At 34.1% G+C, this 15,388-nt stretch carries 8 protein-coding genes; 1 reads left to right on the top strand and 7 read right to left on the bottom strand.

Annotation, left to right across the window (positions count from 1 at the left end; genetic code table 11):
* Positions 1–7: 7 nt before the first annotated feature.
* Entirely contained in the window at positions 8–2,515 is a 2,508-nt protein-coding gene (locus tag ACNQGD_RS12210) for a M14 family zinc carboxypeptidase (protein WP_417999471.1), read from the top strand.
* A 66-nt stretch (positions 2,516–2,581) separates the two neighbouring features.
* Here the strand turns inward: ACNQGD_RS12210 and ACNQGD_RS12205 are convergent, their stop codons facing one another.
* The 7 genes from ACNQGD_RS12205 to ACNQGD_RS12175 form a co-directional block, all read right to left on the bottom strand.
* The gene (locus ACNQGD_RS12205) at positions 2,582–3,448 is read right to left on the bottom strand and encodes an IS3 family transposase (protein ID WP_417999470.1); all 867 of its coding nucleotides are present in this window, start codon (positions 3,446–3,448) and stop codon (positions 2,582–2,584) included.
* Positions 3,448–3,882, bottom strand: a complete 435-nt coding sequence (locus ACNQGD_RS12200; protein ID WP_199734716.1) for a transposase — start codon at positions 3,880–3,882, stop codon at positions 3,448–3,450. The genes ACNQGD_RS12205 and ACNQGD_RS12200 overlap by 1 nt, the downstream gene beginning before the upstream one ends.
* A 101-nt stretch (positions 3,883–3,983) precedes the next feature.
* On the bottom strand, positions 3,984–6,278 hold the full coding sequence (gene tamL / locus ACNQGD_RS12195; RefSeq protein WP_417999469.1) for a translocation and assembly module lipoprotein TamL: 2,295 nt from the start codon (positions 6,276–6,278) through the stop codon (positions 3,984–3,986).
* A gap of 104 nt (positions 6,279–6,382) precedes the next feature.
* On the bottom strand, positions 6,383–11,359 hold the full coding sequence (locus ACNQGD_RS12190) for a translocation/assembly module TamB domain-containing protein (protein ID WP_417999468.1): 4,977 nt from the start codon (positions 11,357–11,359) through the stop codon (positions 6,383–6,385).
* 166 nt (positions 11,360–11,525) lie between these two features.
* Positions 11,526–13,208, bottom strand: coding sequence for a Na/Pi cotransporter family protein (locus tag ACNQGD_RS12185; RefSeq protein ID WP_417999467.1), 1,683 nt, complete (start codon positions 13,206–13,208; stop codon positions 11,526–11,528).
* 170 nt (positions 13,209–13,378) lie between these two features.
* Complete coding sequence (locus ACNQGD_RS12180; protein ID WP_417999466.1) at positions 13,379–14,191, bottom strand: NIPSNAP family protein; 813 nt, start codon at positions 14,189–14,191, stop codon at positions 13,379–13,381.
* A gap of 249 nt (positions 14,192–14,440) precedes the next feature.
* The gene (locus ACNQGD_RS12175; RefSeq protein ID WP_417999465.1) at positions 14,441–15,361 is read right to left on the bottom strand and encodes a helix-turn-helix domain-containing protein; all 921 of its coding nucleotides are present in this window, start codon (positions 15,359–15,361) and stop codon (positions 14,441–14,443) included.
* Positions 15,362–15,388: the final 27 nt, after the last annotated feature.

Here is a 15,388-nt window from a genome sequence, read left to right as displayed (position 1 = left end):
AAACAATATGAAAAAGACCGTTTTTTCTTTTTATCTAATGCTAACTTTGGTGCTAAGTGTTCATTCGCAAGTGCAAAGCCCTTCGCAATTTTTACCCAATTATGGAAAACAAATAAGCTATTATCATCAAGCTGAAAATTATTTCAAGCATCTGACGGAAAATTCCACTTTGATCAAACACCAGAAATATGGTGTGACACCGGAACAAAGGGATTTGAATGTGTATTTTATTTCCAGTCCGGAGAATTTAGCTAATCTGGAACAAATTCGTAACAACAATTTAGTGGCCATTGGTTTATCCGAGAATAAATCTCAAATGATTGGTGATAAGTTAATTGTATGGTTGAGTTTTAATGTACACGGAAATGAATTTGCCGGAACCGAAAGTGCAATGACAGTGGCTTACGAATTAGTAAACCCTTCGAATACGGAAGCTAAAAAGTGGTTAGAGAATACCATTGTAATCCTTGATCCATGCATTAATCCGGACGGATATTCCAGATACGGAAATTGGTTAAGAGAAATTTCAGGTAAAAAAACGCATCCAGAATTGTCAGACAGAGAGCACATGGAAGTTTGGCCTGGCGGTAGATACAACCACTATATTTTTGATTTAAACAGAGACTGGGCGTGGCAAACTCAACCCGAGACCCAACAGCGTATTGCATTGTACAACCAATGGATGCCTCAAGTTCATACAGATGTACACGAAATGGGATATAATTCTCCTTATTTCTTTCCACCATCAGCAGAACCGTTGCACGAATACATTGAAAAGTATCAAAAAGACTTTCATTATACTTTAGGTAAAAACATTTCTAAAAAATTCGATGCTCAAAACTGGATGTACAATACTGGGGAACGTTTTGATTTGTTTTATCCAAGTTATGGCGATACTTATCCTACTTATAATGGAGCAGTCGGAATGACATTAGAGCAAGGAGGAATAGGAGCAGGAAGAGAAGTTGTGATGAGTAACGGAATCAATTTGACTATAAAAGACCGATTGACGCATCACGCAACGGCTGTTTTAACGGTGGTGGAATCGGCAGCATCACAAGCGGATGTTTTGTTGAAAGGATTCAGAGGTTTTATGAATAATTCCCGAAAAACGGTTAAGGGAAATTATAAAATGTATGTGATGAAAAACAATCCAAAATTAATTCAAATGGCGGATTTGTTGAAAAAAAATAATGTAGCATTCAGTTATGCCGATGCCAGTCAAAAAGCGTCTGGATTCAATTACAACACCAAGTCAGAGAAAAGTTTTACAATTGAACCGAATGATTTGATTGTAAAAGTAGACCAACAAAAAGCTGTTTTTGCACAGGTACTTTTCGAACCAAACCAAAAACTAAATGATAGTTTATCGTATGACATTACCTCTTGGGCATTGCCTTTGGCGTATGGAGTTGAAGGCTATGCATTGAAAAATAGTTTAGCCATTAAAACCAAAGCGTCAATTGAGGCGAAAGAAAAAACGATTCCTCAAAATGTATATGCGTTTCATATTCCGTGGAATAACAGAATCTCAGCACAAGTTTTGTCTTTGTTGCATCAAAACAATATTATGGTGCGGTCAGCGATGAAAAAAGCCGTTTTTGGTGATACAACTGTTGAGCCGGGAGGTTTGCTGGTTACCAAAACGGATAATCCTAAAGTAATTGACTTTGAAAAAACGATTACCGATCTCGTTAAAATAAAAACAGATTTTAATTATATTTTAACGGGTTTTTCTTCGAATTCTAAAGATGTTGGTGGTGAAAATTTTAATTTATTAAAAGCCCCAAAAATTGTCTTATTGTCAGGCAAGGGAGTTGGTTCTACTGAATTTGGTTCTGTTTGGTACTATCTGGAGGAAACAGTTGGATATCCGGTAAGTGTTGTGGATGCGGATAATTTTAAAAGAATAAAATTATACAATTACAACACATTAATATTGCCTGATGGGTATTACAATTTCTCTGAAGAGCAACAGAAACAAATTGCAGAATGGGTTAAAAATGGGGGAAAAGTGATTGCCATGAATAGTGCCCTTAGCTTATTTGAAGGAAAAGAAGGATATGCTTTGAGTCCTTTTGCTACGGATGAAGATAAACTTAGCTCTGAAAAGGAAGACTCTGAAAATGAATTAAAAGAGCGATTCTTAGATTTCCAAGATACAGAACGCAGGTATATTTCTAAATCGATTCCTGGTGCTATCATTGAGAATCTATTAAACAAAACGCATCCTATGTCTTTTGGTTTAGGAGATAAATATTTCAGCCTAAAAACGGATGACAGACATTATTCATTATTGAAAAAAGCGACAAATGTTGCCTACGTGCCTAAAGATTATAAGAGTTACGGTTTTGTTGGCAATGAAATTAAAAAGAAATTGAATAACACCGTAAGCTTTGCTGTTGACAAGAAAGAAAATGGAGAAGTAATTTACATGGTTGACAATCCATTATTTAGAGGTTTCTGGGAAAACGGAAATCTATTATTCAGCAATGCATTATTCTTGGTGGATTAAATAAGAAATTAACAATATTGTCTTGTCCTGAATAACCGATGCAGATTATTAGATAAAAATATTTAATTAAACACTTGCAAAAACGTTTTTGCAAGTGTTTTTTGTTTTATATGTCCTCATTTTAATTTGACTTTGTATATGCATTTTGTTTGGAGTCAGCATGAAATTAGAATAATGAGGTCTTAATTCATTGTATATACTGATTGATTCTTTTACAATTTGTTTCATGATTTTTAAATCTAGGTTGTATTTATCAATCATGAATTCCTGTTTTAATATTCCATTTATTCTTTCCGCTACTGCATTTTCATATGGGTCAGAGTTTTGTGTCATACTTGGTAGTATTCCGTTTTTATTTAGTGTGTTTTGGTAATCATTCGCACAATATTGTAATCCTCTGTCTGAATGATGAATCAATGGTGTTTCTTTACCCTTTCTTTGTTTTATAGCCATATTGAGAGCCTTAACACTGCTCTCTGTATTCATGTTGTCAGCAACGTAATATCCCATAATTTTCTTAGAATATGCATCTGTAACAATGCTTAAATAACATGGTTTTTCTCGTTTTCCGATGTATGTTATGTCTGATACCCAAACTTGATTAGGCCTATTTATTTCTAAATCAAGAATTAGGTTTTTATGTTTTCTAAATCGATGATGAGAATTAGTGGTTACGTGATAACAACGCTTTGGCTGTATCAATAAATGATTAGCTCTGAGTATATCAAATAATTTATCTCTTCCAATTTTCATTGATTTAAGATCATCCATTAATATGTGATATGATTTCTTACCACCAAGTCTAGGCATTGATTGCCTAACTTGATGAATCATTGAAACTACTTCAATTGCTTTGGCTTGCTTATTTATTTTTCTTTTAATCCTTCGATAATAAACTTGTCTGTCTATCCCGAACAAATTACAGGCGAACATTATTGTTTGTTGTTCTTCTTGTGTAAAATGGTCGATTGTTCGGGTGGAGAGTTTTTTCGTATGTCAATTTTATATTCTTCTTCAGCAATATCAATCATCATATCAAAAATGATTGCTTTTTTATCTGCAACAAAGGCCTGTCGTTCCAAAAAAGACTTCTGTTTCTCTAGAAGTTTTACTTTGGCTTCAAGTTCCATTATCTTTTGTTCTGGCGACTTTGACATAGTAAATGGTGTTTGGTTTTCCCAATCAAAGTTACCGAATTTTCTAAGCCATTTAACAACAGTTGATCTATTTTGAATGCCATAAGTCTTTGTGGATTCTGTAACTGTAAGTTGTCCTCGTTCAATTTCTTGAACAATTTGTAATTTAAAAGACATTGAATAATCTTTTTGAGTCCGCTTCACATAGCGTGTTTCTTCATGTTTTTCCATTAGGATACTTTTTGTGTATCGCTATTTCAGGACGGGACATATCTTTTATATGAAAAGAGCACGAAATCATCGTGCTCTTTTTTTATTCAGACTGTGTAGTTTTAAAAAGGGTAGCCAATAGCCAAGTTGAAAATCAAATTTTCTTTTCGCCAAGCGCCGCTTCCAAAATTGATTTGATCCAAAACCCAACGATTGCCATCGGGCAAATATGGTTTCCGAATAGGGAAGGCGAGGTCTGTTCTCAGAATCAAAAACGAGAAATCGAAACGCAAACCGGCTCCGGCTCCAACGGCTATTTCGTTTAGGAATTTTTTTGAAAATTTAGCTCCCGGTTTATCAGGATTCTCATTCAATAGCCAGATATTCCCGGCATCTAAAAACAAAGCACCTTTCACTAATCCGTAAATTTTAGCTCGGTATTCGGTATTAAATTCCAATTTTAAATCACCGGATTGATCAGGCAAAAAAGTATTGGTGTTGGTTGATGCCCCATCAAAGCTTCCAGGACCTATAGAACGTGCTCTAAAGGCTCGTAAGCTATTGGTTCCACCAATGAAGAACTGTTTGATAAAAGGCATTTCGCGGGAGTTTCCGTAAGCAAATCCAGCACCTGCAATAATTCGGCTGGCTAGTTGAGAATCTGGACCTAATTTATAATAATGTCTAAAATCATTCTCTATTTTGACAAATTGACTAAACGGAACATCAAATAATTTGATGGTATCACCTTTTCGAACATTTGCTCCCGAAACTAATCCTGCCACGTTTCCTGCTAAGTCGATAGTCCCTTTGTAATAAAAGGTATTTTTCTTTCTTTTTTGAAGTGTATTAGTGTAGGTATAGGAATAGGTTGGTCCAAAAATCAATTGCTTTTCAATGACTTTTCCTAAAGATTCATTTTTTAGAATTTGTTCTTGGTACAAAGCAGTAACGTTTTCCGGACTGGCGTATGTAATCTCAGTAATATTCAATAAATGTTCTTTTCGTTCGTTTTCTTTCCATAAATAGCCAAAAGAACCTTTGAAGGTTTGCAGGGAATATAATTTGGTTCTATTTTGAAATTCATATCCCAATGTTGCCTTCGTTTTTGGAACAAAACCACTTGGAGAATTTAGTTTAAAAGGGGCAATCATTCGTGGCCAAACTAAATTAGCCTCAGTTCCAATACGATATACATTAAACCCATTATTTTGTCCGGAAACTTGTACTTCAACACCGCCAAAAGCAGAGATGGTAAGCAATTCAGCCCCTCTAAAAGTATTTCGATTGCTCCAGTTTAAATTGAGTTCCGTTCCGGTATAATTAGCGGAGTTTGTTTTGGCTAATAATTCCAGTCGGATTGATTTCTTGGGTAATGGCGTTAGATAGTAATACGCATCCAGATAATTTCCTGTTGTGTCAGAAACTCTGAATTGATTTTTTACAAATTTGAAAGTTCCCAGATTTACTAATCGATTCAAGGATAAATTATGGTCGGTACGGTTGTATAAATCATTTTTTTTGAAATATAATGCTCTGTCAAAAATGCGGGGTTTAAATAAATTCTCCCGATCTATAATGGTTAAGTCATTGTGTTTTTTGATGGAATCCATATTGTTTTTCACACTGTCAGAACCGATTGAATAGTTTGGATAAACAATAATTTTATTGATTTTGTATGGTGTTTCTGCCAGTTTTGGAGCTTCGTCTTTTACTTTTACAATAAGATCCACCTGGTGGTCTGCAACAGTTGTATCCACTTGTACTTTCAGATAATCAGGATTAAAATAGAAGAATCCTTTTTCTTTTAGTCTGGAATCAATACGAATTCTTTCTTCTTTGATGGCCTCAAGACTGTAACCTTCTTCTTTTTTTAACAAACTTCTTCGTCTGGTATTGCGAACTGCTGTCGAAATTATAGAGGAATCCGTAGGGAATTTCACTTCTCTGATTTTATATTGTTTTCCGGGTTTTACGATATATTCTGCAGTTGCTTTTTTACCATGTCGGGTTGAATCTGCCGTAGTTTTTGTATTGAAATAGCCACTGTTTTCAGTAAAGTTTTGCAAAACACTTTTGTTGTATTCTAAATCTACTTGGTTGTATAACACGGGCGCTTCGCCTACTTTAGTTCTCAACCAGTAGCGCCATCCTTTTTCTTTCTTTGGCGTTCCAGCCAGATTATAGATGTATAATTTAGGTCTTAATCCTAAAATTGTAGAATTTGGTTTTGGTCTAACAACTTCTTTTAATGCCGTTTTTAATGCTTTTTTTTCTTTCTTAGACGTTTCTTTTCCTTCCACTGTTACTTTTGCACCCGTGTACAATAGTTCTCCTTCAGGCAGAAATCTCGTATTGCTGCACGATGAAGCGAACAATGCTAAAAAAAGAAAATATAGTAAATGGCTCTTGTTCATCAAATTTAGTATTTATTAAAAAAAAAATAAACCATTAAGGAATTAAGTTTTATTAAGGAAAATCGACTGGTCTGTTTTCTTAATTTCTTAATGGTGTAAAACTTTTATTTATTTTTTTGCCTTGCTTTTTTTGCTTCGCTTTTGCGAAATAATTCACTGAATTTATTGTAATCCATAGTGATGATAAAAGCAATTCCAGTCTCTACAACTTCCCCTTGAAGTGCCACTTGGTATTTATTTACGCGATACACTCTTATTTTATACCTTCCATCTTTTGAAAGTTGATAATCAATCGATACATCTCCAGCAATATTATTGGCGTTTTGATTCACTTGTTGCGGTCCTTCAATTCCAAAACTGCTTCCTACAGTCACTTTCAATCGGTCGTTCAATAATTTCTTTGAAATTCCTACGCTCAAATCGGTTTTATTTTCTCGTTGACCGGTTGTATAATCATCGGAAGTATTCAAATCGAAATTGAGTTCTACACCTTCAATCAAATCCCCCGCTAAATTATTAAGTTGTTGCGACAAAATTTTACTAGCACTTTCTCTTGCTAGTGACGAAACGCTCGTGCCACCGGTTTCACTAGCAAATGGGTTTTCTCCAATGAATCGATTCAAGAGCAGTAAGGCAAAAACCTGTTTGTTTAATTCATCCGGTTGCTGACGCAGTTGCGTCAATTTAGCCTGTGTAGCATTGATAATTTCTGTAGAAACACTATTGTTTCCATCCGGCAAGATGATGTCAAAAGAAATATTTGGCTTCATCAATTCACCATTCATTTTCAATTCGGTTTCAAAAGGAATTTTTTGTTTGTAGGTGTTTCTCACTTCGGCAGTAACATCTCCTAACTGATCATTGATCAAATCAATTGGAGCAGCTTCAGTTTTGTAAACCGCAGTAATATTGATGTCAGCCGCAGTTGGTTCACCAGTCCAAAGGATATAACTTCCTTTTTTGATGTCGAATTTTCTTTTGATTGCATTAAAATTCATTTCATAACTCCCTTCAGATAATTCATATCTTCCAGTCAAAGTTGTTTTTCCGGATGGATCAATACCGCCGTTTAATTGTGCTTCTCCTTTTAATTTTAGGAAATCCCCGTTTGCCTTGTCAATAACCAACGATAGTTCAGCCTCTTTATCAATTTCAATATTTACCGAAGCGTTGATTCCTTTTATGTCCATTTCACTATCCAGTTCATCCATGACAATGGTCCCTGCTAATGTCGGATTGTCCTGGTCAATGAATTCTACAATTCCTTCTCTGTCGGCAATTGAGGGATCTGATTGTGGTAAAACAATAGTGAATTTAGTGTCTTTGTTAATTTTGATATTCCCTTCAACAACGGGATTGTCTAAATTTCCGGATAGTTTCAAATGATTGTCCAAGTACAATTCGCCGTAATACAAATCATTGTCTTTCGCTTTAGAATTGACGGCTTTGAAATTATCAGCATCGATGGCTAAATCAAAACCAAAATTGCTAAAATTGGCACTATCAATCTTTCCGTTGATGGCTAAATCATTGTTTTTCTCATCTTTTATAATAAAATTGTCAAAAAGAATAGCGTTAGGTGTAAAAACAATTTTATCGTTTAAAGACTTGAATTTTGCATTGAGCTGCTTCACTTTGAAACCAATTTCATTGAACTGTAATTCTCCAATTACGTTGGGCTGGGTTGTATTTCCTGTTATTTTAAAATTTCCGGTCAAGAATCCCGTGCTTTCAGTAATGTTATCCAAAGTAAAACCCTGAATACTTTTTAAATTCAATTTATCAATGTCGAGATTCATGTCAAAACTGCTGTCTTTAGTCTTATAATTCCCTTCTAAATTGACTTTATTTCCCTGACCTGTAATGACAATTACGGCATCATATTGGTTAGCAATCGCATTATTTACTTTGATACTGATGTTTCCGATTGTATCTTTTTTGAAAGTAAAATTTTCAATGTTCAAGTCTGAAGTAAAAAGAGGAGTAGTGCTTATATTTTTGACCAATGCGTTTCCATTGATTTTACCGCTCATTTGCAAATCATCTTTCTCAACAATACTGGTAATGGTTTTTATGTCAAAATCTTTGAAATCAATTGCGATTGGCGCATTTGCTTGCTGCGATTGTGATTGTATTAGGATTTTACTTCCGTCTTTACTCAATTCGAAATTATCGGCATAAATTCCTTTTTTGCCAAAGCGAATTAAATTGTCTTGCGTTATTTTCCAAGATTCATAGTTCAGCAATAAATTATTTGGGTCGAGATTGATGTCGTTATTCCCGTTCGTAGCTTTTAATGTTCCTGCAATTAAGTATCTTTCTTTGTCTTTTGAATCTTTCAATTGCACCGTGTAATCCACTATATTATTTTGCACTTTGCCTGAAATACTGGTGTGTGGCAATTGAATTTGTTTGTTTTGAATGTCATCAACAATAAAGCTGTAAACAAGTGAATTGTCTTTGGTGTCTACTTTAAGAACAGCGTTTGTAATGGTGTTTTCGCCATAAACTAATTTTGGAATTGTACCATTCAAAACAATAGAGTCGTTAACAGAGTTGTATCGTCCTTGTATATTAATGGGTTCCAGACTTTTCAATTCAGGAATCAGTTTTAATAGAATTGGACTGTCTTTTACGCCAATTTTAAAAACAAATTCTTGTTTTTCCATAGCTGTTTTTCTGGAACTTGGTTTACCGTCATAATACTTTGAAATAGAATTTGATAAAGCAGTCGCTATTTTTGACAACTTGTATTTTCCATTGGCGTCCACATCCAAAAACGGAGATTTCAGTACGAATGTGTTTTTCTCTGAGGAGGTTGTTGCCACTGCGCTAATGGAATCAATTACAAATTCTTCTTTTGCATTGACTATGGTAATGTTGTGTGCATATACCGTTCCGTTGAGGTAATCAAGATTTACCGATTGAATATCAGCATCTGCCACACCTCTTATTTTCAATGGACCAGCGTGCAGATTTAGTTTTTCCAAATCAGCAATATCCACATTCAGTTTTAGTTTTCCAGTAGGATATTTATCTTTAAAACTGCCACTGCTCACCATATCAAAAGTTAGATTAGGATCTTTTGCGACAGCAGTTGCATTAAAATTTCCGTTGCGAATACTTCCTTTTATGGCTACATTTTTGTAGGTATATTTATTGTAATATGCTTTTAGAATTGTTCCGTTTAAAGATGTAATTGCTGTTTTTGGATCAAATCCAGTTCCTTTTATATTGGCTTTTAAAGTTACTTTTCCAATGGAGTCGTTTTTGATAAATTTCCCTAAATCAAAATTAATAAGTTCCGTTTGGGCATCGTATTTCTCGTAATTTTTTCTGCTTTGGTCAAATGTAGCTTTGATTTTTGCATTTCCAAAACTACTTGCGATATTCATATTAGTATTGAAATTAGCAATGGTTCCCTTAAAAATTCCTTTGGCGCTGAATTTTGCCGGCAACTGAATCGAATTTGGAATTGTTCCTTTTGGCAAAAAGCCAACAAAATCTTTCGAACCGGATTGTAAGTCTTTAATATTCAAGTCAAAATAGGCTTTGTTTACATCGGGTAAACCTATGATTCTTCCGCTTGCCGCTACTTTTGTACTTCCAATGCCACTGATATCTATGCTTGGGAATTCAATGTTTTTTAATTTCCCTTTTACAGTTCCATTAATAAGCAATATCGCATTTGGATTGCTCATAAACGGATTCGTATTATTCAAAGTTGGAGCAAAAAGCAAAATATCTTTAATCCCCAATTTGCTTTTTTTCAAATTGGCTATAAGGCCCAATTCTCCCGGATTTTTAGCTAAAGATGCAATGGAAGGATAGCCAATTCTAATTTCATCTTTCAGTTCCGTTTGCGGAGTTTTTAAATATAATTTTTTAAGGAAAGCATTTTTTTTACCGTAGAAAAATTCCGCATGGAAGGATTGTATATTTAAACCGCTTTTGTCTTTTATTGATAATGAATTGGCGACTCCGGAAATATTTTCGGGATTGTAATTCAGTTCATCTACTTGTACGTTTAGATTGGTAAGATTCAAATGGTTGTAATCAATTCCTTTTTGAACTGCAGGCACATTATTATTGTCGTAACGGAAATTTACGCGTTTGAATTCCGTTTTCTTTATTTTGACATCCCAATTGTTAGATTCGGTAGTTGTAGCCTCGCTTTTAGGTTTGATTACATCTAATCGATCAAAAGCCAAAGCACCTTCTACGCCCGTTAAATCAAGACTTTCTATAATTGCGAATTGATTGTTAAGGTCAATTCTGTCAATTTTAGCGAGTAGTTTTTTCAAATAAAAGTTGGTGGATAGTTTAGTTTCGTCACTTTCATATTCAAAATCGATTCTTGCCAAATCAATTTCACCCAATTTTAATTTTAAGATGGATTCCGGTTCGTTTTTTATCGCTGCCACTTTGGTCGCATTGGATATTTGAACCAAACCTTGCTTTAATTTAAATTGTAATCCATTGATTTTTGCTTTGGGAATTTCAAAGTTCATTTCGTTCAAATCGAACGTTTTAATTTTCGTTTCAAAATGCTTTAGATTAGCGTAAAGATCATTTTTTGTGACGGCATCAGTATATTTAAACTGGATGCGGTCGAGCTTAATTTCTGCTACAGAAAACTGCATGGGTGGCGAATCACTCTTTTGTTTCTCTGGCGAGGAAAATGCTTTTATGATGTAATCAAAATTAAAAACAGCTTTGGAATCTCTATTTAAATGTGCCGAAATCCCTACTAATTCTAAGGAGTTGATTTCGACTTTATTGTTTATTAATTGAAAAAGGCTGATATCAGCAGCCAGCTTTTCTCCGGCAAAAAGAGTGTCTTTTTTTTGGTCTTCAAAATAAACGCCTTTAAGAATTACTTTTTTGGGAAACTCAATTGCAAGACTATCAACCCTCACTTTGGTTTTTATTTTTCCTTCCAGATAAGTTACCGCTTTTTCTTTAGCATAATTCTGAACGGAGGGGATTTGGATAACCACAAACAGAATTAAGAACAACAGGATTATGAATCCTATTATCCAAAGGAAAATTTTTAAACTTTTCTTTACGTATGTTTTCAAATGAGGAGTATTTTTTGGTTAAAATTAACCAATTTAAATAAGAATTGCAATCTTGAATGCAAATGGAATTAAGCACAAAGATTAAAAATTGAAAACGAAATACATTATAAAATTCAAAAATAATGTTGCAAAATTACTGGATTGTATCACAAGCAATATGCGATTTTTATGTTTTGTAGATGGGAATTTCATTAAAATTTTGAGCTTGTTTTTCATCTAACAAAATGTCTTTTACAGCCATTAACATTGCTTTGTTTGAGGTAAAAAGTTCTCTGTTAAAGTTTATTACGGTTGTAATGTCAATATCTTCAATAGGTTCCAGTTGCGCCTCTATATAAAACGTATTGAGTGCTGAGGTGTAATTTTTTTGAATGGTGTCAAATTGAGTTTTCAGCGCTTCAAAACCCGACTTTATATCTGTGTTCAAAAACGTATTTAATTTCATATAGAGTTTTTGTGTTTCTTTTTTGTGATGCAGGAAAAATTGATATTTAATCTCTTTTGATGAGCTGCTGAGATTCGTAATGTTGCTTCCAATATCTTTTATACTTTTTACCGCATGCATGGAACTTCGCACTGCCGAAATTAATTGGTTTAATTCTGAATTTTCATCACTGTTTAATTTTACTCTTAATTTCAAATAAAAAGCCTGTAACTCGCCTTGCAATTGTTTTAGGAATTCATATTTCTCTTCCGTAGTTTTTGAATCAAAATTTCTTTTGTCATTGATTTCGTTGTAATTAGTTTGTTGGTCAAGTTGATGGGTTTGGATTTTAAATAATTCCAAATTGAAAAGCATCGAGTTATGAATGAAATATCGAGTCTCTCTTCGAAATAAATCCAAAGCTGTTTCTGGTTCTTCGATTGATGCGTGGTTTATAAATGCTGCCGTCGAACCATCGGTATTTTTGAAAAAACGCTCCAAAAAGGAGGTGAATAAATCCAAAACGGGAAGAAATAATACAATCGCCAACAGATTTATTAAACTCGAAAAAGTTACCAATCCAATGAGCGGATCTTTGATTTTTATAATATCGGTTATCAGTAAAAGAATAGGTCTTAGCAATACAAAAGCAATGGCAGTAATGAAAATGTTAAATAATAAATTACCAAGTGCCACTCGTTTTTTGGAAGCATTTCCGCCAATAGCGCTCAACACTATTTTAATAATGGTACCGGTTTCACTGCCCAGTACGATTGCGGCTGCCATGGGAAACCCTATTGCTCCTGCGTTGAGAGCACTCAATGTAAGCGCCATAGTTACGGAACTCGATTGAACAACCAGCGTAATCAAAAAACCAACTATCAAAAAAAATACTAATGGCTTCGAAGCATATTGTGAAAAATTAAAATATTGAACCTGCGTTTCCATTGCCGTTTTCATGTAGGAAAGCCCGATAAACAGTAAACCAAAACCCAAAAGAAAATAGGAAACATATTTTATGGTTTTGCGATTCCCAAGGAGGATTAGGAGAAAACCGCCTAAACAAACTGCCGGATAAGCAATCACTTCTATATTGGTTTTAAAACCAAGAGTTGCCACCAGCCAGCTCGCAAGAGTTGTTCCCAGATTTGCCCCCAGAATGATGGCCATAGCATTTTTCATGGTAAAAACTCCAGCACCCACAAATGCTAAAACCATCAACGAAACCATAGAACTGCTCTGAAGTATACCAGTTACGATTGTTCCGCCTGCAACCGCACCAATGTTGTTTTTTGTAATACGCTGCAGAAATAATTTAAAATTTCTCCCGGAAAGATTTTTTAAGGATTCTTCCACAAGATACATGGCGAAAAGGAACAATCCCACGCCAGCGGAAAGTTTTAATATTGTGTTGAGGGTTTCCATAGTTAAAAATAGAACTAAAGATACTTAAAATTAATGATTTAATCTTTTTTTAATAAGGGATTTGTACTTGTTTTGATTCGGGGAAAAAGTAAAAATTTTAAGGTTTTACATAAAAAAAACTACAACTTTTTAAGGGTTGTAGTTTAGTATTGAAATTATGATTTGTAAAACTAATAATCAGAATAATCTGTTGGGTACAAAAAAGTAATGTCGATATGGGAAATATTATTTTTGTATTTTTCCATAGCTATTAATCCCTTCCATTCCGGCGAATCTACAAAGGTTTTCCAATGTGAATCTCTACTTTCCTGATCTGCAAAAGTAGTCATGTACATCAAGTTTGGCATTTTGGCTCCCGAAATAACTTCGCCATAAAAAACGGGATTAAACGCAAGGCGGTCAAAGAGTTTTATTTCACCACCAGCATTAAACATATCCACTTTGTTTTTATAAATCGCTTCGGTTGCTGATTCGTAGCTTCTCAATTCATACACTCGATTTTCTCTTGGAGTGTTCAAAACGGGAGTTGACAAAATAGGATGATCTGAAAAAGCTTTCAATACAATAGATTCGATACGCAAATATGGCGCTTGTTTATAGGAAGCATTTAAATAATCTGCTCCTGCATTTACATAGGTTTTGTCTTTGGCCAATTTTTCTTCCAATCCCAGAAATTGAGTCATGGATGAAAAGGGAATCACGAGCATCACTTTTTTTATTGTGTCGGTAGCGTTTGGTCTAGGTTTAAACACACCAATATTTTTAATTCCAAGTTTTTTCAAACCCGGAAGAAATGCTTCTTTCAAATACTTTTCAGTGGTTTCAACTTGTTGTTCCGTCTTGAAAATATAGGTTTTAATTTGGTAGAATTGTCTTGATGGCATTGCTGATTTTTCTGTGGTTGTATAATAAGGAGTTGTTTTTTTAAAGCTAGTAATAGTTAGGGTAATAACTACTAGAAAAAGTAATTTGGTTAATTTCATTTTTAGTTTTTTGGATTGAAATTTGTTTTTTTTAGTAAAAATAGCGAATGGGAAAGATGTTTCAGCAGCCAGTTACTTTGGAAATGTTACTTGTGCGTTCATGATAATAGAATGCAAGCCTGTTGCATTGGGTTTTATCCCTTTTAATGGAAATAATTTCATTTTTTTGTTTTCTTAAGGATATAATATTCGATAAATATATCATTACTTCTTACAAATACAATACGCTATCAATACTACATTTCATGTTTAATTGAACGAATTTTTAAATTCTAAAGGCGAAACATTGGTTTTACTTTTAAATAATTTGCTAAAAGACTGTGGGTATTCAAAACCCAATTGGTATGCAATTTCACTAACGGATAAAGAAGTTGTGGTCAAAATTTCTTTGGCTTTTTCAATTAACTTATCGTGAATGTGCTGTTGCGTACTTTGTCCGGTGAGTGATCGAAGCATATCACTCAAATAATTTGGCGAGACATTCAATTGTTCTGAAATGTATAGAACGGTTGGAAGGCCAAATTCCTGAACTTTGTTACCATTAAAATAATCCAAAAGCAATTTTTCTAGATTACTCAACAAATCATTACTGGCATTTTTTCGGGTTATAAACTGTCTGTTATAGAATCGGTTGGAATAATTGAGCAATAACTCAATGTGAGAAAGTATAACATCCTGGCTAAAACCGTCTATTATAGAGCCATATTCGGTATCAATATTTTGCACAATATCCGTAATCATCGCTTCTTCTTGCTCCGAAAGGTGTAACGCTTCATTTACTGCATAGGAGAAAAATCCATAGTCTTTGATGCTTTTTGCCAAGGCATAATTTTGGATAAAATCAGGGTGAATGACTAACCATATTCCCGAAAGCGCTATATCTTCATCGACGACAGTCGAGATTACTTGACCCGGTGAAAAAAAAGTCATTATACCTTCGTCAAAATCATAATAGTTTTGCCCATATTTTAATTTGCCTTTAAAATCCTTTTTGGTACAAACCGAATAAAAATTATAAACGAAACTTTTCATGCTTTCATCAAAATGACATTTTATTTCATTCAGATTAATGACACTAACCAACGGATGTTTTGGTTTAGGTAATTCCAATAGACGATGCAACTCAGATATGGAATTGATGATATACGGAGAAGTGGTGTCTTTTTTCATGGTGCAAATTATAAATTCAGTAGGAAA

Origin of the sequence: Flavobacterium glucosi (assembly GCF_048286535.1) — a bacterium.
GTDB lineage: Bacteria > Bacteroidota > Bacteroidia > Flavobacteriales > Flavobacteriaceae > Flavobacterium.
The sequence above is the reverse complement of the archived record's forward strand: the minus strand, read 5'-3'. Positions and strand labels throughout refer to the sequence as shown.